Annotated in this window: 19 protein-coding genes, 1 tRNA gene and 3 pseudogenes; 12 read left to right on the top strand and 11 right to left on the bottom strand. The window is 60.8% G+C overall.

Annotated elements, in window-relative coordinates; genetic code table 11:
- Window positions 1-4: 4 nt before the first annotated feature.
- Window positions 5-346 (bottom strand): hypothetical protein, encoded by a 342-nt coding sequence (locus EP837_RS21585; RefSeq protein WP_066529611.1) that lies wholly within the window; start codon window positions 344-346, stop codon window positions 5-7.
- 461 nt (window positions 347-807) lie between these two features.
- Between EP837_RS21585 and EP837_RS13485 the strand changes: the two genes are divergently transcribed.
- From EP837_RS13485 to EP837_RS13460, 6 genes and pseudogenes are all read left to right on the top strand, one after another.
- A complete protein-coding gene (locus tag EP837_RS13485) occupies window positions 808-1,134 on the top strand; it encodes a CopG family transcriptional regulator (RefSeq protein ID WP_066529607.1) in 327 nt (108 codons plus the stop codon).
- Window positions 1,131-3,185: a type IV secretion system DNA-binding domain-containing protein gene (locus EP837_RS13480; protein ID WP_066529604.1), complete on the top strand. Its 2,055-nt coding sequence runs from the start codon at window positions 1,131-1,133 to the stop codon at window positions 3,183-3,185. Before EP837_RS13485 ends, EP837_RS13480 begins: the two co-directional genes overlap by 4 nt.
- Window positions 3,182-3,961: pseudogene (gene mobF / locus EP837_RS22050) on the top strand (MobF family relaxase); the annotation flags it as partial. The gene EP837_RS13480 and the pseudogene mobF, both read left to right, overlap by 4 nt.
- 387 nt (window positions 3,962-4,348) lie before the next feature.
- The gene (locus tag EP837_RS22045) at window positions 4,349-6,109 is read left to right on the top strand and encodes an ATP-dependent DNA helicase (RefSeq protein ID WP_443019155.1); all 1,761 of its coding nucleotides are present in this window, start codon (window positions 4,349-4,351) and stop codon (window positions 6,107-6,109) included.
- Between the two features lie 629 nt (window positions 6,110-6,738).
- Complete coding sequence (locus EP837_RS13465; protein WP_066529596.1) at window positions 6,739-7,071, top strand: hypothetical protein; 333 nt, start codon at window positions 6,739-6,741, stop codon at window positions 7,069-7,071.
- A gap of 667 nt (window positions 7,072-7,738) precedes the next feature.
- A complete protein-coding gene (locus tag EP837_RS13460; protein WP_066529595.1) occupies window positions 7,739-8,368 on the top strand; it encodes a DUF4142 domain-containing protein in 630 nt (209 codons plus the stop codon).
- 399 nt (window positions 8,369-8,767) lie between these two features.
- On the opposite strand, the gene EP837_RS13455 is transcribed toward EP837_RS13460, so the two are convergent.
- The gene (locus EP837_RS13455) at window positions 8,768-9,157 is read right to left on the bottom strand and encodes a type II toxin-antitoxin system VapC family toxin (RefSeq protein WP_066529593.1); all 390 of its coding nucleotides are present in this window, start codon (window positions 9,155-9,157) and stop codon (window positions 8,768-8,770) included.
- Window positions 9,144-9,416, bottom strand: a complete 273-nt coding sequence (locus tag EP837_RS13450) for an AbrB/MazE/SpoVT family DNA-binding domain-containing protein (protein WP_066529590.1) — start codon at window positions 9,414-9,416, stop codon at window positions 9,144-9,146. The genes EP837_RS13455 and EP837_RS13450 overlap by 14 nt, the downstream gene beginning before the upstream one ends.
- A gap of 155 nt (window positions 9,417-9,571) precedes the next feature.
- Between EP837_RS13450 and EP837_RS22040 the strand changes: the two are divergent.
- Window positions 9,572-10,950: pseudogene (locus EP837_RS22040) on the top strand (sugar porter family MFS transporter).
- A 245-nt stretch (window positions 10,951-11,195) separates the two neighbouring features.
- Here the strand turns inward: EP837_RS22040 and EP837_RS21875 are convergent.
- From EP837_RS21875 to EP837_RS13420, 7 genes and pseudogenes are all read right to left on the bottom strand, one after another.
- Entirely contained in the window at window positions 11,196-11,330 is a 135-nt protein-coding gene (locus EP837_RS21875) for a hypothetical protein (protein WP_257784376.1), read from the bottom strand.
- Between the two features lie 76 nt (window positions 11,331-11,406).
- Window positions 11,407-12,354 carry a DMT family transporter gene (locus EP837_RS13435; RefSeq protein WP_066531540.1) on the bottom strand — a complete coding sequence of 316 codons (948 nt, stop codon included), beginning with the start codon at window positions 12,352-12,354 and terminating at the stop codon, window positions 11,407-11,409.
- A gap of 53 nt (window positions 12,355-12,407) precedes the next feature.
- Window positions 12,408-13,115, bottom strand: a complete 708-nt coding sequence (locus EP837_RS13430; RefSeq protein WP_225870643.1) for a helix-turn-helix transcriptional regulator — start codon at window positions 13,113-13,115, stop codon at window positions 12,408-12,410.
- A gap of 386 nt (window positions 13,116-13,501) precedes the next feature.
- Window positions 13,502-13,647: pseudogene (locus EP837_RS21015) on the bottom strand (transposase); the annotation flags it as partial.
- Window positions 13,648-13,677: 30 nt separating this feature from the next.
- A complete protein-coding gene (locus EP837_RS21010) occupies window positions 13,678-13,845 on the bottom strand; it encodes a hypothetical protein (protein WP_156518583.1) in 168 nt (55 codons plus the stop codon).
- Window positions 13,846-13,927: 82 nt separating this feature from the next.
- Window positions 13,928-14,539, bottom strand: coding sequence for a hypothetical protein (locus tag EP837_RS13425; RefSeq protein ID WP_156518581.1), 612 nt, complete (start codon window positions 14,537-14,539; stop codon window positions 13,928-13,930).
- 542 nt (window positions 14,540-15,081) lie between these two features.
- Window positions 15,082-15,156 (bottom strand) — tRNA-Gln (locus EP837_RS13420).
- 126 nt (window positions 15,157-15,282) lie between these two features.
- On the opposite strand from EP837_RS13420, the gene EP837_RS13415 reads away from it, so the two are divergent.
- Together EP837_RS13415 and EP837_RS13410 are read left to right on the top strand one after the other, a co-directional pair.
- On the top strand, window positions 15,283-15,804 hold the full coding sequence (locus EP837_RS13415; RefSeq protein WP_066531538.1) for a MarR family winged helix-turn-helix transcriptional regulator: 522 nt from the start codon (window positions 15,283-15,285) through the stop codon (window positions 15,802-15,804).
- Window positions 15,805-15,872: 68 nt separating this feature from the next.
- On the top strand, window positions 15,873-16,187 hold the full coding sequence (locus EP837_RS13410) for a hypothetical protein (RefSeq protein ID WP_066529577.1): 315 nt from the start codon (window positions 15,873-15,875) through the stop codon (window positions 16,185-16,187).
- A gap of 41 nt (window positions 16,188-16,228) precedes the next feature.
- Here EP837_RS13410 and EP837_RS13405 read toward each other — a convergent pair whose 3' ends face one another.
- Window positions 16,229-17,077: a SirB1 family protein gene (locus EP837_RS13405; RefSeq protein ID WP_066529575.1), complete on the bottom strand. Its 849-nt coding sequence runs from the start codon at window positions 17,075-17,077 to the stop codon at window positions 16,229-16,231.
- Window positions 17,078-17,133: 56 nt separating this feature from the next.
- Between EP837_RS13405 and EP837_RS13400 the strand changes: the two genes are divergently transcribed.
- The 3 genes from EP837_RS13400 (at window position 17,134) to EP837_RS13390 (ending at window position 19,619) form a co-directional block, all read left to right on the top strand.
- Entirely contained in the window at window positions 17,134-17,397 is a 264-nt protein-coding gene (locus EP837_RS13400) for a hypothetical protein (RefSeq protein ID WP_380803510.1), read from the top strand.
- A 231-nt stretch (window positions 17,398-17,628) separates the two neighbouring features.
- Window positions 17,629-18,375 carry an SDR family oxidoreductase gene (locus EP837_RS13395; RefSeq protein WP_066529572.1) on the top strand — a complete coding sequence of 249 codons (747 nt, stop codon included), beginning with the start codon at window positions 17,629-17,631 and terminating at the stop codon, window positions 18,373-18,375.
- Between the two features lie 260 nt (window positions 18,376-18,635).
- Window positions 18,636-19,619, top strand: a complete 984-nt coding sequence (locus tag EP837_RS13390; protein ID WP_066529569.1) for a TerC family protein — start codon at window positions 18,636-18,638, stop codon at window positions 19,617-19,619.
- The last annotated feature ends 81 nt before the right edge of the window (window positions 19,620-19,700 follow it).

Genomic DNA, 19,700 nt, shown 5'->3' with positions numbered 1-19,700 from the left:
ATTGCTATAGCTGTACGACAAACAGCGCCTCCCCTTCTCCATTCGCTCCACCGCCTTGCGGCAGTTTGCGTCGCGCCTCGGCAGGCTTCTTTAGCGGCGTCTGTTCAGGAGGCGCGCTGGCCCGTGAAAATGTCTTGAGCGCTGCTATCGCAGCGCCGCCGACCCGGATAGCGTGGCTAAGCACGTCCCGAAATTCACGCTCGCTCAACCTTTCGACGGCAAGTTCCGTCGCGACTTTTCCATAATGCGCACGTAAAGCCCGCCGCACCGATTCCGCCTCTTGGGCGAGGCTTTGCTGGTCTGCCTCTATCTTCGCGAGCCGCTCGCGATCTGTCATCTTGGGCATGTATCGACTCCTCATTGCAAGGGGTCTGCCCGCCACCCCTGATTATTCCCCAGGGAGCAGACGCCTGCAACGCTGTTAACCGATCGGCCGCGCTAACGCGCGGCGTCTACCCCGTTTTCAAGAGGCCGCCTCCGCCATTTGATGACGGGCGCAGCGACCGAGCGCTGCGAAGGGCGGACGCTCGGCCCCCGGGCCGGTGAAATGCACCCTACGCACGGATGCTGCGACAAAGTCCTGTTTAAGTTCAATGCTTTATGGTCGAATACGGGTATTCGCCCGACCCCAGGTTTTGTCACCCATGTCGGACAGCCTGCCCACGGTTGCCATGTGAATCCTAGAAATCCGCCATTTTCAGCTGTATGACATGTCATCCAGTCGATCGAATTGCACCCAACTGAAAACAAAGGTATAAAGGCAGCGCTTCCCGACATCCGCAGGGCTCCAGCTAATGGAGCTTACCTGTGGTTAGACTTAGTTTACGTATCGAAGAGGGGCTCCATGAGCGCCTCTTCCGGCGCGCTGCTGCCGCCGACCTCAGCCTGTCGGAGTTTGTCCGGCTGGTACTGGCCCAGGCTGCCGAACCCAATCGCGGCTATATCTTCTCGTCCAAGGATGAGATCCTCGCCACCAGCATTCAGATCCTTTCCATCCTCGTAGTCGCGGTGGGGCGGCGCTCTCCGGAAGCCGTCGAACAGGGTATGGCCGAGGCCCGCGTTCTCCTTGCTGAGAGGGGCTTGCTTGATCCGGAACTGGAATCAGATCCGGGTGCGCGGGAGGTGCGGCGATGAGCATCTTTCGCAACGATACGCTGGGCTCTTGGACTCGCGGCGGCCAGGCCATCGTCCACAATGTTCGAATGACCACCCAGGTCTTTTTCCAGACCATGTCCGCCTGTCTTGTGCTCTGGGTTATGGGTATCATCTGGTATTGTTTCGAGACCCTGACCGCCTACCAGCGTTATGTGCTGGTTCAACTGGCGCTCGCCGAATTCCGGAAGGATGCGACGCGGGGCGCCGCCGACCTGGTCCAGTTTCAGACACCTGGTGGTTACAAATATTGGACGACGGCCGAGGCTCTGCTGAATTCCGGCGTGGCGAGAAAGACGCTAGAGGCGGGCGAAGCCGCGCTCATCACGGGCTCCCTGATCGGCGGGATCGGCGCCGCCATCGCGCTCGGCTCGGCCTGGTATTATTTCACGCGGACCGGGCGGGGTCTGGGGTCGAACCAGTTCCTGCGGGGCACCCGGTTCGGCACCGTCAGATCGATCCGGCGGCTCCTGCGCCGGTACCGTAAGGGGAGTTTCACCATCGCCGGCGTGACAATGCCGCATGCATTCGAGCCGGAGCATATCGTCCTTTGCGGCGCGCCTGGGACCGGTAAGACTAACATCATCACGACGATGCTGGAGGGCATCAGGAAAAACGGAAAGCGCGCCATCGTCTATGATACCGCCGGCTCCTTTGTGGAGAAATTCTATCGGCCAGGGAAGGACATCCTCCTCAATCCCTTAGATCAGCGAACCGACCATTGGTCGCCCTGGGTCGATGTTCCTCGGGAATATCATTACGACCAGATCGCTCAGTCCACGATCCCCGACAAGGCGGGCGATCCCTTCTGGGCGAAGGCCGCACGCGGTACGCTGGTCGGCGTTCTGCGCAAGCTCGCCAGGCAGCAACATACGCTGGTCTCCATCCTGCTCGATCGCCTTCTTCGCTCGGGGCTAAAGGACCTCGTCGCCTTCGCCGAGGGGACCGAGGCCGCTGCCTTCATCAGCATGGAAGGGGACCGGACCTCCGCCGGCATCCAAGCGGAACTTGCTTCGGTAATGCGCAGCTTTGCCTATCTAGACGACACCACCAACGGCTTTTCGATTCGTCGTTGGGTAGAGAATGAGACGGATGATAGCTGGCTGTTCATCACGGTGAAGGCGGATCAGCTACCTTCCCTGAGGCCGCTCATAACTGTCTGGATCGACATCGCCATCGGGGCGATCATGAGCATGAAGCCCGACAGCGAGCGGCGGCTCTATTGCATCATCGATGAGCTACCGTCGCTCCAGCGGCTTCCTTCGCTCAGCGACTTCCTCGCCCGCGCGCGCAAATATGGGGGCTGCGGCATATTGGGCTTTCAATCCTATCCCCAGCTTGAGGCCACCTACGGTATCCAGGATGCCGCCGCGATCACCGGCTACTGCTCAACTTGGATAGCACTGCGCGCCAACGACACCCCGACGGCGAAGCATGTCTCCGAAAATCTTGGGCAGGTGGAGCAGATCGAGGCGAATGAAGGCATGTCCTACGGCGTCAATGACATGCGCGACGGGGTGAACCTCTCGCGGATGCAGGTGACCCGCCCGTTGGTCATGCACACAGAGGTGACGAACCTCCCCAACTTGTCTGGCTTTCTCCGCTTCGGTCGCGACCTTCCCGTCATCCGATTCGCCGATCGGTTCAATCCGATCGCGAATGTCGCACCCGCATTCGTCGAGCGCACCAAACCTCCCATTCGGCTCCCGCTGGCCGATGAGATCATTCAGGCCGCTCGCGCCGCAGCGCAAGAACAGGCTGCGCAAAGCGATGAACCAGGGAGCCGCAGCCGGACGAAAGCTGCCCGCAAAAGCGGATCGGCGCCGCCGCCACCGAACTCTCCTCATTCCGAGATGTCTAAGCCTGAGCTGCCCATCGGGCAAATGCCTGAGGCATCACCCCCGGACCGCAAGCCAGAGACAGCAACTTCACCGAGTCCATCCATGCTCGGGGCTCGGGCTGGCGCGCGAACAGTTCCGCTGTTGAGTCACGGCCGGGTCAACGAAACCCCGGGCGAGGCTGATCCGGCGTGATCCATCCCCGCCGCCTGTCCGGCTTGGCCGGCAACATCGCCCGCTATTACACGGTTGGCGACTATTATACGAAGGGCTCCGACGAACCAAGCGAGTGGGCGGGGAAGATCGCAGCGGAGCTTGGTCTTGAGGGGCCCGTCGACCCGACCATGTTCAAGGAGCTCCTGGCGGGCAGGGTAGCCGGACGGCAACTTGGCCGCGGGCGCGCCGATGGTACCATCCAGCATCACCCTGGATGGGACTTTGCGGTCAACGCCCCGAAGTCCGTCTCGATCATGGCATTGGTGGCGCAGGATCAGCGCGTGCTCGAAGCGCACGAGCAGGCAGTCGGCGAGGCAATCTCTTGGCTGGAGGAGCATGCCGCCTATCGTTTTCGGCGGCAGGGCGAGATCGTCTATGAGACGACCGGCCGGATCATTGCAGCGCGCTTCACCGAGCATGCCAGTCGGGAACTCGATCCCCACCTCCATACCCATGTCGTCTTGATGAACATCACCGGTCGTGAGGACGGCGCGCCTCTGACCAGCATGGAAAGTCGGGCGATGTTCGCCGAGCAGATGGTCGCCGGGCAGATCTATCGCAATGGGCTTGCCCAGAGGCTTCATGCCCATGGCTTCGAAGTCGAAACTGATCCGCACCGGGGACTGTTCGAAATCAGAGGCGTACCTAAGAGCCTGATCGCGGAGTGGTCCAAGCGAGCCGAGCAGATCGACGCCCACGCGAAGGACCATGGCCGCATGGGACAGGCAGCTCGCGTCGCATCCTTCTATCAGACGCGCAAGGCCAAACAGAAAACGACCATAGAAGGGCTTCGCGAGCGTTGGAACAAGGAGGCGGGACCTCTCCTCGAAATGCTCCATAAAGTTAAGGATGCCGCCGATCGAGATGGGGTGATCGACCATGAGGGTAGTCGAGCCATCGCGGGGCGCGCCACTCTGTTCGGTATCCGAAATATGGAAACACGCGAGGCGGTGAATAGTCAAGGGCAGTTGATCCGCACCGGTCTCGCAGTACATGTCGGAGAAGTGAGCCTCCGTGATGTCCTCCCATTTGTGAGGGAACATGAAGAGCGGGAAAAGCTCCTGGCTACGCGGACCCAGACCGGAGATGCTGTCCTGACGCGCGGCCGCACAAGCCGCGCGACCGCCCGGCTTGAGATTGCCTTGTCGAAGCACCTGGCCCTGGCGTTGGATGATACTCGGCCGCTCGCCTCCACTGACCGGCTGCTCTCGGTTCTGGAGGCAGAGGAGCTTTCCTCTCAGCAGGAGCGCGCGCTCGCCAAGCTCGCCACATCTCGCGACCGCTTCATCGGAATCCATGGGGTGGCGGGTTCCGGTAAGTCGACCCTGGTTAGGGCGTTGGTCGCAGCGGTGGATGCGGATGTCCGGGTGCAGGCCCTCGCGCCGACCTCATCCGCTGCAGCAGAACTGGGGAAGAAAGCGAAAATTCCCTCCCAGACGGTCATGAATTTGATCGTCTCGGGCGGACGCCAATTAGACGCTCACGATCTTCTGGTGGTCGATGAAGCCGGGCAGCTCAGCAACCGCCAGGCACTGAGGCTCCTAGAACTCAGTCGGGATACAGGCGCTCGGATTCTCTTTCTCGGCGACAACAAGCAGACCGGAGCGATTGAGCAAGGGAAGGCATTCTGGCTGCTTCAGGAGCTTGGATTGCCCAAGGCAGAGCTCCCTGAGTCGCTGCGTCAGCAGAACAATGAAAGGATGATGAAGGCGGTAAAGGAGGCGCGCCTTGGAGAATATGCGCGGGCGATCGGCTTTTTGGACTGCGTCGTGAGCGGGGACAAAGCGAGCAAGCTTGCAAAAAATCTTGTCGATCGATGGATGCAATTGACCCCAGAAATGCGCGCTTCGACGAACATCCTCGTGCTCGACAATGCCACTCGGATCACCGTCAACGCGAATGTCCGGCGCGGGCTTCAGAAGGAAGGTGTCATCGGTCGCGAGGAAGTGCCGTTGAAAATTCTGGCGCCAGCGGGCCTTTCGAGTGAGGAGCGTAGAATGGCCCGCCTTTATTCCAAGGGTCAGGTTGTAATGTTCAACCGCGATGTCAATAAGCTTGGAATAGTCCGGCAGGCGGAATATGCAGTCGTCGGCTTCAGGAAAGAAGAGAGCGGGCGCGAAGTAGTCGGGCTGGAGGATCAGCAGGGCCGAATCATCCTTTGGGACCCCCGCCGAACGCGCGCCACCATGGTAAGCGTCTTCAACGTACAGGACCGCGGCCTTGCGGCGGCGGATCGAATCCAATGGCGTCTGGCGACGAAGGAGCTGGGACTTAAAAATGCCGAGCGGGGGACGGTCGAGCGATTGGAGAACGAGCGGGCCACGATCCGATGGGATCGCGGCGAACAACAGGAGATCGACCTCTCGAAACACAAGACATGGGATCACGGCTATGCCGAGACGGTCTACTCCTCGCAGTCAAAAACCTACCCGCGGGTCTTTGTTCTCGCTCCCGTCGACTCTCCCCTGGTGACGGGACAAAATTTCTACACCGCGATCACTCGTGCCGAATCTGGCGTGACGCTTTGGACCGAGAACCGGGCGGACCTCGTGGAGAAATTGAAGCGTAATTCCGGCCAGAAAACGTCATCCCTAGAAGGGCTGGACCTGATCAAGCCAAGCGGGACGGAAGCGCGCCTCGAAAGGGAAGCTGCCCGCATCCAGAAGGAACGCGACCTCTTTGACGTGCAGCGGCGTGGATTGGCTCTCCGGCGCTCCGAAAGCAGAGGCCGTGATCGAGGGAGCGACCGCAAGGGGCTGGCCGGCGCGGGGCTTCGCGCGACCGAAACTCTCACTGCACTTATCGAGCGCGTGCTTCGGAACCAGTCGCAGCCAGAAATCTCCCAGCCCAAAGAGCCGGACCGGACGACCGAGGTGCGCCTGGAGCGAGGGCGGGATCGATGATCGGGCGGTGTCGTGTAACGCTCTTGGCCGGCGGCTTCGCTTCGATGCTGAGCGTTCAGGGAACGGCAGTTTATGGTGTGGCGAGGAACGGTGACATGCTGAGGGCGGAGACGGCGATCGATCAATGCATCCGTCGGGCAGATTCTGGACGACCATGGCTCACCCAAACCCTGCGGGCCTTGAGGAGGCAGGAGGGGGGATGGATTGGTGCGGAGGTAAGGAACAGGGATGGCTCCGTCGACTTAGGACCGATGCAGGTCAACAGCTGGTGGGTGCCTCGCATCGCCCGGCTGACGAAGCGCAGTGAGGCCCAGGTTAGGTCCTGGCTCCGGGATGATGCCTGCTTCAATGTGGACGCCGCGAGATGGATATTCCTCTCGGCACTTCACGATGAGAGGGATTTCTGGCGGGCCGTAGGCATCTATCATAGCCCCACAGGTTGGCGGCAGATGCAATATGCAAAAGGGATTGCGTTGATCATGGCGAACGACCGCTGGGCGCCTCTTGGGCCACGAGCGCGAGCGAACTGACGAACTGCGGCACGCAGCTAATTTTGCGGTCGGAAGCATTTGCAGCCAGCTGCCGTTGCGTCCCCTAGTGCCGTCAGCCGTTGAATGAGTTCCCCCACCATGTCGGTCTTGCTCGATGTGGTGCGCAAGAATCGCCAAAAGGTTCTTGACCCGGTGGCTGATTTCACCAGCGAGAAGTTCATGCCCTTCCTCAGCCGGTGTGTGGCCGGTCACATCAAGGAAGATGCCAAACCTGGTCGGGCCGACGATGCCCACGTCTTCGCCTTGACCCATAGCGGTGATCCAGCGAATCTCCTCCCGCACCATGATCCGGAAATCGGCTTTAAAGGGGCCTGTGACTGCGTGCGTCGCCGAAAGGCTGCCCTGATACGTTCTCGATCAACGGGATGGATGTGCTCCGAAAGCTCTTCGATGGTGACCATAGCGCGCTAGGGAAGGCCCAATAGCACAAAGCCCCGTTCGTCCATCCTGAAGCTGTTGCCATCGACATTCCACGCCCACAACGCGACGCCGGCGGCGGAACGCGAGCTTCAAATGGTTAGCCTGTCATACAGGCGGCTGCGGCGTGGGTGCGCTGGGGATGTCGTTCCTGATGTGGTTGCATCTTGATGATATTCGAGAGCCAGAAAATGCCAGCCCCGGATAACGCTCAATAATCCACTGCTACGAATCAGTGACAGGCTCTCCGCACGTGCAGAGATGGCCGGACCTCTTAGACCGCGGCTTCAAATGCTCGGCTCTTCAGAGCGGTCCGTTCAGATCATCCTCTGCGGCGGAAATTTTAAAAGCGGCACAACCCTGACTTAAGTTGTCGAAACTTATCTGCGCTTCCGTCGCCCTGCGGACGTTCTTGCTGTTCACGTTAGGAGATCAGCATGGCATCAACATCCTTCCCCATTCGCCCTTCGAGTATTAACGGCCTTCTCCTTGGACTGGGGCTATCCATGGCCGCTTGCAGCCCAGCCTCGAAACAGGACAGCGGTCGCGTTCCGGGCGGCACTAATCAGCAAGAAGCAATCAACGCGGCCGGAGATACCGGCGCTTCGAACACGATGCCGGGGATTGGTGCGCCGGGGACCGGTGGAAAGGGAACGCAGCCATGACAACGCGCACTTTAGCACAAGGTGAAGTTATCCTCTTCGCAGTGTCGGCAGCGGCGCTGCTCGCCGCTTGCAGCCAGACTAGCGGTGTCTCGGGCCAGGATGAGTTGGCAAATGGCAGCGCCACCGTGGCCAAGCATTATGAAGGGCCTAAACCTGAAGGCGTGTCCAGTACACATGACGCCGTCACCACCACCTTCTACATCCCGCAGTCCGCGATTGGCGACATGTATGAAATGGAAGCGAGCGGAATTGCGCTCGCTCGCGCAAAGTCTCCGGAGGTCAAAGCTTTTGCCCGCATGATGATCGAAGACCATAAGATAAGCAGCGCAGCCCTTCGGAAGTTCGTTGCGGACAATCCCGTGAACATCGCGATTCCCAAGAATATGGATGCGCGACGAAACGCTATGCTCTCCAGTCTGCAGTCGGCCAGCGACGACGCATTCGATGCTGAATATGTCAGCCAGCAGGCTGCGGCGCATCAGGAGGCACTGAACCTTCATGGCAGCTACAGCAAGAACGGCGATTATCCAGCTCTTAAGATACTGGCGCAATCCACCGTGCAACTTGTTGCACACCATAAGAAGGTCGTGGATGCCCTAGACAATAGATTTGGCCCGCCGACCTGAGCGCTCGAAGCTTGGTAGCACGAGAAATATCACCGCCTGCTAGGTCGGTCCTTGGGTTTGTCCTTGTTCCCGGTTCGACCGTTTTGCCATCACATCCTTCGCTCTCACAACCTCGTGAAGCTTATCTCCTCAGCAAGCTGATCTATGCTGCCGCCAGAGGGCAGCAATCTGCAACGCGGGAACGGCAGATATGCGATAGGCTGCTTTGCGGATCGCGAGCGACCATGGAAGCGGCGCAGTCCTGCTAGCGTTCCTTCCTCGGCGTCGAACTGGACGGTGAGCACTTCCGCACGGCGAGCAATAGGATGGGGCGTCTGTGCGGACTAAAAAACGCGGATTGCCCCGCAGGGACCCGCCCAATTCCGAACCTTGGGAAAATACCGATCGCCAGATATAGAGTTACGGGATGACGACCGGCATTGCGTTCAAACCCTTTCCGCGCTTCGCCAATTTGCGATCGAAGGTGAGAAAATCCACACAATGGCCCGATCGCGCCAGATGAAGGGCATCGGCGAAATCCATGCCGCCTTCCATCCACTCTAGCGCCAATGTCAGTTGGGCCGGTTCTTCCACGGACATGCCCGGCAAGCCGGCCAGTCCGCGTAACGCGCCGGCAATCTGGGCGGGCTCGAAATCATATCCCGCGCGCAATACCCACTCGGCCTCGAGCAGCACGGTCACACCGAGGAAAATCTCCTTACCTTCAATGGCGCGCCGGGCGGCTTGCGCCTGATCCGCATGGTCAGCGGTCAGCAGCCGCACGACGATATTGGTATCAATCCCGCGCACGTCGCTTCGCTTCCCTGGCGATGACTGCGTTCATGGCATCGATGGACAAAGCAGGCTTGGTCGACCGCAGCGATCCGAAAACGGCATCGATATCGGTTGGTGCAAAGATCGGCATAGCTTTCAGGAGGACGCCTTCCGGCCTCTCCTCGACAATCAGCTTCGTACCTGCAGGCCAATGCCGTTGCTCACGGATTGCCTTGGGCAGGATCACCTGTCCCTTGGTTGACACCGTGGTCGTAATCCGTTCCGGCACGCCCATGGCGCCCTCCAAAGTAAGATGAAGGTAAGATAGGGTGGAATGTGCATCAGTGCAAGCGTCCCGGAATTTCAATCTTCGAGTACCAAGCCGATTTCGGTTAAGGGGGCGAGCATTTCGCACTGGCCCACCACCGTTGGGCGAGTTCCACTGCCGCGATGTGCGTGCGCGTAATCCCGAAACCCGTCATTCCTACTTCATACGTACCGGGAAGTTGTGGCTCCGACGACAGCGGCTGGGTTGAGCGGCAGGACGGCCTGAAACATGCGTTCGGCCTCGGCGAGGCGCAACTCGGGCTGACCGTCAGCGCCCTTCTGCCGGGCTGTGCGTTCGGCGCCTTCCTGGCCGGCCGCTTTGCCGACATCTGGGGCCGTCGCAAGGTCATGATTGTGGCCGCCCCGTTCTTCATCATAAGCGCGCTGGCTTCGGGTGCGTCGCCGAGCGCCCTCATCCGTGCCACGGCCCGCTTCTTCGCCGGGGTCGCGGTTGGGGCGGCGAGCGTACTCTCTCCCGCCTATATCAGCGAAGTGACGCCCGCTCATGTGCGGGGCCGCCTTTCCAGCGCCCAGCAAGTGATGGTCATCACAGGGCTCTCGGGCGCCTTCTTCGCCAACTATTTTCTGGCCGAGGCGGCGGGCTCGTCACTCGGCCACCTTTGGGGCGGGCAGCCTGCGTGGCGATGGATGTTCTGGGTGCAGGCCCTGCCCGCCCTGCTTTTCTTCGTCAGCCTGTTTGGCATCCCCGAAAGCCCCCGCTTCCTGGTCGCCAAGGGGCATATGGACGAGGCGCGTGTCGTTCTTGCCGGGCTTTTCGGATCAGCGTCCGCCACTGCCAAGTTGGCAGACATAGAGGCTTCGCTTAGTCAAAGGCCACAAGCCCAGCCTCGCCGAAATTCGCAAGCCCGGCGGAGGATGGCGGCCGATCATCTGGATCGGCGTCGGTCTCGCCTTATTCCAGCAGCTCGTCGGCATCAACGTCGTCTTCTACTATGGGGCGGTGCTCTGGCAGGCGGCCGGTTTCAATGAAGCAGATGCCTTGAGGATCGACATCGTATCGGGCGCGATATCCATCGTTGCCTGCATCGTTTCGATCCTGCTCATTGACCGGATCGGCGGTCGACCGCTGCTGCTCATAGGATCGGCGGGCATGGCAGCGACGCTGGCCACGCTCGCCTGGTGCTTCGTGCAAGCACATAGTGTCGACGGTGCGATCGCCTTGCCGGAGGGCGTCGGCACAACGGCGCTTCTCGCCGCCAACATCTACGTCGTGTTCTTCAATCTCAGCTGGGGGCCTGTCATGTGGGCCATGCTGGGCGAGATGTTCCCGAACCGCATGCGCGGTCGGCCCTCGCCCTTGCAGGCGCGGCTCAATGGGCCACAAACTTCGCGGTCGGTTCCAGCTTCCCTGGCTCGCCAGAAATATGGGCTTGCCGGGCACCTATGCGGCTTACACGATTTTCTCGCTTCTCTCGTTGCTCTTTGTCTGGTCAAGAGTTCGGGAAACCAAAGGTATCGAACTGGAGGCCATGGAAGGATAGTGCGCGCTGGGTTAAATCCGGCGCAATGCTCAATTCGGGCCGGCCGAGACGCCGGTGGTTATACCAACGTGCATCGATCATAACAGGCCCATTCGTCAGTCGGCCCGACGGCGCACATCAGCCGCCTGCAACGGGCCGACCTCTCGGGAGAAAGCTTTATCCTGCTGGGCAAGTCCCTGCTCCAGTTTCCATGATGCGGTGCTGCAGACCTGCCGAGCGACGGGGTGCGAGCCCCTCATCGCCCATTAGGCGGCCCGACTCACCTCCATCATCGACATGGTGGCGAGCGGCCTGGGCATCGCGCTCGTTCCCTCATCGCTGGCGCGGATCGGCGTGCTCGGCATCAGTTTCCGGAAGATCGCCGACAATATTCCTTCCATCCGGCTGGCGCTTGCGACTGGACCAAACGCACCATCGGCGGTGTTGGCGAACTTCGTCGCGGCGGCCCGGAAGGGGTCAGGCAGCGGCGAGCGGCACCATCACCCTCTTCCGATGGGCTGCGAGGCAGGATAGGACGCTCGCGACGACCAGGATGAAGGCGGCGGCCTCGAGCATCGTCGGCAGGCGCTGCTCCCACAGGAAGCCGTAGATCAGCGCGAACAGGGTTTCGAACAGGATCATCTGCCCGACCAGGGTGAGCGGCAGCAGGCGACTCATCTTGTTCCACAGCGCGTTCCCCACGATCGACGCTAGAACCGCCACGCCCGCCGAAACCATCGTGAAGCGCGTCCATGCGGCGCCGGAATGGGCGGTCGACACGGCAACGGCGACGGGGACGAGGACCAGCGACTGCAAGCCCGTGACGACCCCGGTCAGCAGGTTCCAGTCATGGACGGAGAAATGGTGCAGCCGCTCCAGCCAGCGCCGGTTGCCTACGGCGTAGCAGGTCCAGGACACGAGCGCGCCAATGGCGAAGAGCAGCCCCGCGACCTGCGCCATTACCGATTCCGAAGCGGGTAAGGCGAGAGCCTGCCAGCCGATGCAGATCGCCCCGCCGCAGCACAGCGCTATTGAAGGGAGGAGACGGGTAAGAGGGACGGCCTCGTGGTGGCGGCTGCCAATGATCGTCACCGCGACCGGCAAGAAGCCGATGACCAGCGAGGTCACGGCGATGCCGCCGGTCTGGATCGCTTTCGACAGAAGCAGATAATAAAGCACATTGCCCGCGAGCGAGAGCCAGCACAGCGCGAACCATTCCCGCCGCGCCAGGTGGGGCGTCAGCGCTTTCCAGCGCGGTGCAATGAGGATCGCTGAAATCAGGCCATAGAAGAGGTAGCGGCCGACCGTCAGCTGGAGCGGATCGAAATCGCGCACCAGTTCGGGCGCCAGGAACACCAGGCCCCACAGGGCGCCGGCTCCGGCGCCGAAGGCGATGCCGGCAAGTTTCAGATGCGGATGTGCCATCATGATCTCCGTGATGGCGGAGGCGATAACAGCCGGTCGTCGTCTGGTCTTGGCTAGGAATCCTGTATTTTTGACCCGGATCCCTGCGCGTGCCGTCGATAGGCAGCGGGGGACATGCCGGTGGCCTTGCGCAGGGCGCGGGTAAGAGCGCTCTGGTCGGAATAGCCGCCACGATGGGCCAGTTCGGCAATGGGAAGATCGGTCCGCGCCAGCCAGTCGCAAACCCGGTCGATCCGCAGCTTGCCCAGCCATGCGCGCGGCGACGTTTCCAGTTCCTGCTGGAAAAGGGCATGCAGCCTGCTGACGCTAAGACCCGCGGTCGCGGCCATGCTGGCGGCGGTCCAGCGGTCGAAGGGGCGGGCTTCAAGAGCGTCCAGCAACCGGGCGAGCCGGGATCGGACCGGCGGCACATCGCCGGAAAGGGCATCCAGCAGCAGCGGCGTCCACAGCCGCAACCGCGCCGCATCCGCACCGTCGCCCGTCATGGATGTCGCCATATAGTCGATCAGGCTGTTGGCCTGCGGAGCGAGTGCCACAAGCCCGGTGGTCCCGATTCGGTCCAGCAGGCGAGGATCCAGAGTGGCCTCATCCAGATCGAGGATCAGGGATCGGTTAAGCAACCGGCCTTCCTGCGCATGGTCGGTCGACCTGCCCACGAAAGCCGCCAGCCTGCGGTCGAGTATCGCTTCCCGACCGTTAAACGCGATGGCGAGCGAGCCCTGGATCGGCAGGACTAGCTGCGCGAAATCATGCCGATGCACGCCGCTATCCTGCCCATAGGAGCGGACTGAGATTCCAAGGGGTGCGCCGGTTAACATCCTGGGCTTTTATAAGCGGGTCCGGACATCGCGACAACAAGGCCCTCCCGCCGCCGCCGAGAGGGGCGGGCGGAGCGGCGCATGTCAGAACACACCCTTCTAAGCCAGTTGCTTGCCCAGCGATTTGATAGGTGACGACCGGCTTTCTCGCCGCTCCCTGGGCGACTCCCGTCTAGGGCGCGATCACGCTCATCGTGCCATTTGCCCGGAGAGGCCAGGCCACCGCGGTTCTGACGAACGTCGTTAACCTTCTGGGCCGCGTGTGTGGCCCCTTGATCGCGGGTGTTGTGAGCGATCTGCTCACCGAAGTTCCGGCGTCGAGCCCATCCGGTATTAGGCGCTACGCCATTCCGGCGCGCCACCACCGAAATTCTTGCTCTCTCGTCCAGCGTCGCTTCGACGATCCGCAGCTTCTCCGATGCTGTCCAGTGCCGGCGACGGCCGCCGTGATAACCTCATATCCAGATATAAAAATATGCTCAGGGGATATCCCGAAGCCTCCATCTCAGGCCTGAAAGTGTCCGGTCAAAACGGGGGCCAGATCAGCGACACCAGCACGGCGGGCAATCATCAGCACGTCCTGCTCCCAGCGCGCAAACCAGCGCCGCTTCTCCTCTTCGAGGTCGTATCGGTCATAGGTCCGCTCCAATCCCGTCTTGAGATGGTTGAGCATCGCTTCGGCGGACTCGAAATCGACATTGAGCCGTTTGGTGTTGGATCGTGCGGTCCGGCGGAAATCATGCGGCGTGAATCGCTCAATCGTCGTCCGGCCATTTTTTCCATGCGCGCCAGAACCCGATTTCTGGCTTCGTACCAACCTTGTGTCGCGGACCTTCAACCTTTTCGGCGGGAAACAGCCATTCCGAGTTGGAATGAAACAGGCGGAGGCCCCATGGCGCCAGCGCGATACGATGCGCCTGCCCATTTTTGGAACGCTCGGCCGGAATGGTCCAAATGCCATGCACCAGTTCCGACGTTTTGGCGAAGACAACCTCGGAGAATCGTGCGGCGATCAGGAGCCAAAGTAACATGCCCCGGCGGAAATGCCTCGGCTCTTGCGCGAGCCCCCCAAGGAACCAGTCCAGTTCGTCCATGCCGAGCTTCCGAGACCGCGGTGTCTCTGGAAAGCGCAGGTCGCCGAGGCGTCTGGCCGGATCGACTGTCAAGCTGACCTCTTTCCCTCGCAGCGATGCTGCCCAGCCAAAGAATACCTTCAGTTCGGCTGCAAGCCGGCTGGCGCGAACCTGCGCGGTCTTCCACTTCTTTTCCACCAGCGAAATCAGGTCATCCTCGGTGACCTCATAGATGATCTTGTTGCCAAGGTTCGGTTCAACATCACGGCTGAATATGGCGATCTTGTCCGACATCGTCCGGGGCTTGTTCTTGCGCTGGGACCGAGAGGCGCGCCCCTGTCGGACGGCCTCCATATAGAGATTGTGAGCCCGCTTCGCTGTCATCGAAGCGCGGCGCTCTTCTTCCCACCAGGCGTCGCGTCGATCGGTGCCGCTTTCGATCGCGGGATTGAGGTCTCCCGCCCACGCCCGGGCAGCCGCTATCGTGAAATAGGTTAAGCGCCTAGCGTTCGCCTTTAAAACAAGCGTTTGGATGGGATCCAGCGCATATACTTCCCGACTTTCCTTCCACTCGATAGCATCTGGACCGAGAGGTCTGGCAGGAGAGTGTCATTAAGAGACCCCGTTGCCAATCGGTCGATCAGAAAAGGGGTAAGCGTTTGTTTGCGAGTCATGTACCGACATCCTGGTCGGCCCCTGCGCAGATAAAACCGCGATAAAAATCGCGATAAAAGACGTGTCGAATCCAGCCCAGTTGAGGCCAACCGGGTCCAACACTCTTCGATAGCGATTCTTTCGTAAGTCACTGAAGATGGGCCGAAACTAGAGGATTCGGCTGGCTGGGGCGGCAGGATTCGAACCTGCGCATGGCGGTACCAAAAACCGCTGCCTTACCGCTTGGCTACGCCCCAGCATGTGCCCCGGCGTGGCCGGCGCGGATCGGCATATAGCGTCTGTTGCGCGAAAGGAAAGCCTAGTCATCAGGGTCTCGGTTCGCCAATATGGCCGCATCGAAATCAGCTTTCTGGATGGCCGGCATGAGTGCAAACAGTTCGCCCGCAACCGCGTCGGCATCGCAGATTGCTCCTGCTTCGCCGCTGTTTCTGCGCGAGGATGAGATTCGGCGCGGGATCGAGATGCTGTATTTCGGCTATTCGGCCCTAACCCGATCGATCGATGAAGGCTTGGCGGCGCAGGGGCTGGGACGGGCGCATCATCGCGCCCTTTATTTCATTTCGCGCCAGCCCGATTTGACGGTCAAGGATCTGCTGCGGCTGCTCTCCATCACCAAGCAATCACTTGGTCGGGTCCTCAATGACCTCATCGAGCGCGGATATATCGAGACACGGCAGGGGGCGAACGATCGGCGGCAGAAGCTGCTACGCCTCAGCCCTTCCGGCACCGCTCTTGAAGCAGATTTATTTCGGGCCCTGCGCGAGAAAATGGCTGCTGCCTATGCCCAGGCGGGTCAGGGTTCGGTCACAGGTTTCTGGCGGGTGTTGGAAGGATTGATCCCGGACGCTGACCGGTCGATGGTCTTTGGACTGCGCGGCCGTTGAACGCTGAGGCAACCATATGCGCTCAATGACGGTTGAGCGGATGTGTTTGACGGCAAGAGGGAAATATCATGAAAAGAGCATTTCTGGCGGCCGGAATGTTCATGGCAGGCACGACGCTGTCCGCTTGTTCGGAAAAGGCCACCGACCGCATGGAAAATGCAGGCTCTGCGATCGGCAATGACATGAGCGGCGCGGTCGATGAAGCAGCAGATAAGATCGACAATAGCCTGAATGATGCGGGGCGCGTGATCGACGAAGGCGCAAACAGGTTTGACGCTGCGACCGGCAATGCCGCACGGGACGCCCGGCGAGAAGTTGGCGAAGCGAAGGAGGATGTCGGCTCCGCCATGGAGCGCACCGGGAACGACCTCAAGAAAGACTGATGATCAGGCTGCAGGCTGCTGAGGAGCAGACCTAGTCCACATTAAACAGAAGACTGGCCCGCAAGCCGCTCTAGCGCTGCAGCTATGTGGCTGCGGCGCTCAGGGTCTCGGGTGATCTCCAGCATCGCGCTAAGGCTGGCGCGGGCGGCATCCACTTCGCCGTGAACCAATTGCAGCCGCGCGAGCGTCCACCATCCAGCGCCATGTTCGGGCGCGACGATCGTCATACGCTCATACAGCGTGCAAGCTCGCCAACTGTCGCCAGCCTGCTCGGCTCGTGTTGCCTGATTCAACAGCAGGCGCACAAGGGTCATCCGGTTTGACATGGGTTCCAGATATAGGCCGCCAGACGAGGTGAGGGCCTTGGATGTCTGCCCCAGCAAGGCAGCCAGCTGGTCCGGTTGAACCAGCGCCCCTCGATTGAAGGGATCTATCACCGCTCGGTCGCTGTCGGGACCCAGGCTGACCAAGACATGGCGCGGCGTATTGAGCGGGTAAGCCGTCCACCCCATACGCCGGGCCGCCGCAACATAAAGGATCGACAGGCTGACCGGCAGGCCACGCCGCCGGTCGAGCACGCGGATCATGTCGGCGTTGAGCGGCGCGTCGTAGGCTGATCTGTCGCCCGCGAAGTCAAAGCGGGTGCCGAACACGCGTGAGAGCAAAGCCCCCTGCACCTCGCCAGATTGCGATCCGTCCTGTCCTGCAGCGGCATTTTCCGCGTTCACAGTGGCGCTGATTTGACCGAGCAGATCGAGATAGGGTTCAAGATCTACCCCTTCATGGTCGAGGCCGCTTAATGCGAGCGCCGCGCTGTCGAGTTCGATCTCCTCATCAGCGAGCAGACCGATATAGGCGATATTTTCATTTGTGGGTGCAGCATAATCCATTCATCCAAGATGGTGTCGATTGCGCCGCTTTCCACCGGGCGTGGTACACAAGGATGATGGTGAAGCGGAAGAAACGATATCTCACAGCGACGATGGCCGACGGATATGTGAAGAGAATCGGTCCGACGGCCGACCCGTTCACCCATTATTGGCGGATCGTTGCCGAACTGGAGAATGGCAGGACCGAGGTCTTCTGGGGCCACGTCAAATCCTTGGCTGAGGCGAAGAAGAAGCGCGCCGCTGCTGACGGTGCGTCGAGGACGCGGGGCTGGCGCAGCTTCATGTTCGAAATAGCCGAACTGGTTGAAGGGCCGGTGTGACGGTTACGGTCGCCTTAGGTTCAAGCTGTTTCCAGCGTTCCTGCGCCGGTTCGTGACGGCAGGGCCGGACAGGCCATCCCTTTCGCAACCGCGCGATCGGCTACTCGCGCCCGCGACTTCCACTCGGCGCCCAATATTGGTGTACTGAGACTGGACTTGCAATCCGGCTGTCAGGCATGACCGTCCAAGCATAACCCAGCGGACTCGGGTTGGTATTCAGGAGGCGGCAGCATGGGCAGATTTAGTGGCAAGTCGGTGGTCATCACTGGGGGATCGAGCGGCATCGGCTTAGCGGCGGCGCGGCGCATCGTCGAGGAGGGTGGTGCGGTACTCATCACAGGGTCCAATGCAGCGAGGTTGGAGAGTGCAAGGGAGCAGCTTCCGGCACTTCACATATTGGTGAATGACGCGTCCAAGCCCGAAGCGGCGCAGGCGCTGGCAGAGGAAGCCGGGCGATTGTTCGGCACGATCGATGCGGTGTTCCTGAATGCCGGTGTGGGAGCAGGAGCGCCGCTTGGCCATTTGACCCCTGATATTTACCGCCAGCTCATGGACATCAATGTCGGCGGGCCGTTGTTCGGGACGCAGGCGCTGGCGCCGATCGTTTGCGATGGTGGCTCCATCTTGATCACGGCCTCGATCGCGAAGGATAAGGGGATGCAAGCCAGCGCGCTCTATTCGGCCACGAAGGGAGCAGTGCGTTCGCTGGTGCGGGGTTTCGCGCGGGAACTGGCGCCGCGGCGCATCCGGGTCAATGCGCTAAGTCCTGGACCGATCGAGACGGACTTCTTCAATCGTCTGGGCTTGCCGGAGGAGCATGCCTCCATGGTCACGCAGCAGATCGCTGCGGGCAATCCGCTCGGCCGGATGGGCACGGCCGAAGAAGCCGCCGCCGTCGCGACTTTCCTGCTGTCCGACGAGGCGAGCTATGTGACGGGCTCAGACTATTATGTCGATGGTGGCGACGCGCAGCTATAGAGCTGGGTTGATCGAGACGGTGCTGCTGGGAGGCAGCGCCAATTTTAGCGAATTGCAAAATAAAATAGCGAATTGTTGAAATCTTCGGCTGGCGGTCTAAAATCGGGATCGCGGACCGGGCCCCTCTGGCGCGCTATCCTTGGCGCGTGATGTCGGACCGCATCGGATGATCCGATGCGAATGGCAGGGTAAAAGGTCCAGCTTCTTTTTCGCTTCTGATCCTCCGATCAACATTAATGTTGCACTGGAGGAGCGTTTTCATGGAATTCCTATTTGCAGACTGGCTGGGAACCCCTGCCTGGTTCTGGCTGGTTTTCATCGTCCTGGTTGTCGCCTTGACCGCCTTCGACCTGGGTTTCCTGCACAAGGAGAACCGGGAGATCGACATTCGCGAAAGCCTGGGCCTCTCGGCCTTTTACGTCAGCGTGGCGCTGCTGTTCGGCGGGTGGATATGGTTCGCGCGCGGAGCCGAGCCGGGGATGCAATATTTCACCGGCTTCTTCATCGAAAAGGCGTTGTCGATCGACAATGTGTTCGTGATCAGCCTGATCTTCTCCTATTTCGCGATCCCTGCGCGCTACCAGTATCGCGCGCTGCTGTGGGGCATCGTTGGGGTCATCGTGCTGCGCGGCCTGATGATCGGCGGCGGCGCGATGCTGCTGCATGAAGCTTATTGGGTACTCTATCTTTTCGCCGCCTTCCTGATTTTCACCGGCATCAAGATGCTGTTTTCGGGCGATGCGCCGATGGACATCCAGAAAAACCCGGCGATCAAGTTCATCGCCACCCATGTCCGCATGACGCCCGATCTGCATGGCGAGCATTTCTTCGCCCGTATTGCCCACCACAAGACGGGCAAGATGGTGCTTGCCGCCACGCCATTGTTCCTGGCGTTGGTGGTGATCAACTTCGCAGACCTGCTCTTCGCGGTGGACAGCGTCCCGGCCATCTTCGCCATCACCACGGACACGTTCATCGTCTATACGTCGAACGTCATGGCGATCCTGGGCCTGCGGGCGCTTTATTTCGCGCTGTCAGCGATGGTTCACCGCTTCCACTATCTCAAATATGCGCTGGCCCTGATCCTGGTTTATATCGGCGCGAAGATTTTCGTGGCCGATTTCCTGCTGGGCGGCGACAAATTCCCGCCGGTTCTGAGCCTGGGCGTCACCTTTGCGTTGCTCGCAGCGGGCGTAGGCTGGTCGCTTTGGAAGACGCGGCAGGAGCAGCGCAGCCTAGCGTGATCTCCGGGCCGGGGTGGTACATCTGCCCCGGCCTTCACGCTGCCCCTTGTTCATCCCGTCCTTCCGCCTCTATGCAGTCGC

This window comes from Sphingobium sp. EP60837, assembly GCF_001658005.1.
Classification (GTDB): domain Bacteria; phylum Pseudomonadota; class Alphaproteobacteria; order Sphingomonadales; family Sphingomonadaceae; genus Sphingobium; species Sphingobium tyrosinilyticum.
The sequence above is the reverse complement of the archived record's forward strand: the minus strand, read 5'-3'. Positions and strand labels throughout refer to the sequence as shown.

Bases quoted from the DNA above. Each gene is read 5' to 3' on its own strand.
- EP837_RS13405 (WP_066529575.1), bottom strand. From the start codon at position 17,077: ATGGATTATGCTGCACCCACAAATGAAAATATCGCCTATATCGGTCTG.
- EP837_RS21875 (WP_257784376.1), bottom strand. From the start codon at position 11,330: ATGGAAGGAATATTGTCGGCGATCTTCCGGAAACTGATGCCGAGCACG.
- EP837_RS13460 (WP_066529595.1), top strand. From the start codon at position 7,739: ATGACAACGCGCACTTTAGCACAAGGTGAAGTTATCCTCTTCGCAGTG.
- EP837_RS21010 (WP_156518583.1), bottom strand. From the start codon at position 13,845: ATGCTCAACCATCTCAAGACGGGATTGGAGCGGACCTATGACCGATAC.
- EP837_RS13390 (WP_066529569.1), top strand. From the start codon at position 18,636: ATGGAATTCCTATTTGCAGACTGGCTGGGAACCCCTGCCTGGTTCTGG.
- EP837_RS13410 (WP_066529577.1), top strand. From the start codon at position 15,873: ATGAAAAGAGCATTTCTGGCGGCCGGAATGTTCATGGCAGGCACGACG.
- EP837_RS13425 (WP_156518581.1), bottom strand. From the start codon at position 14,539: ATGTCGGACAAGATCGCCATATTCAGCCGTGATGTTGAACCGAACCTT.
- EP837_RS21585 (WP_066529611.1), bottom strand. From the start codon at position 346: ATGCCCAAGATGACAGATCGCGAGCGGCTCGCGAAGATAGAGGCAGAC.
- EP837_RS13395 (WP_066529572.1), top strand. From the start codon at position 17,629: ATGGGCAGATTTAGTGGCAAGTCGGTGGTCATCACTGGGGGATCGAGC.
- EP837_RS13415 (WP_066531538.1), top strand. From the start codon at position 15,283: ATGAGTGCAAACAGTTCGCCCGCAACCGCGTCGGCATCGCAGATTGCT.
- EP837_RS13465 (WP_066529596.1), top strand. From the start codon at position 6,739: ATGTCGGTCTTGCTCGATGTGGTGCGCAAGAATCGCCAAAAGGTTCTT.
- EP837_RS13435 (WP_066531540.1), bottom strand. From the start codon at position 12,354: ATGGCACATCCGCATCTGAAACTTGCCGGCATCGCCTTCGGCGCCGGA.
- EP837_RS13400 (WP_380803510.1), top strand. From the start codon at position 17,134: ATGGTGAAGCGGAAGAAACGATATCTCACAGCGACGATGGCCGACGGA.
- EP837_RS13480 (WP_066529604.1), top strand. From the start codon at position 1,131: ATGAGCATCTTTCGCAACGATACGCTGGGCTCTTGGACTCGCGGCGGC.
- EP837_RS13450 (WP_066529590.1), bottom strand. From the start codon at position 9,416: ATGGGCGTGCCGGAACGGATTACGACCACGGTGTCAACCAAGGGACAG.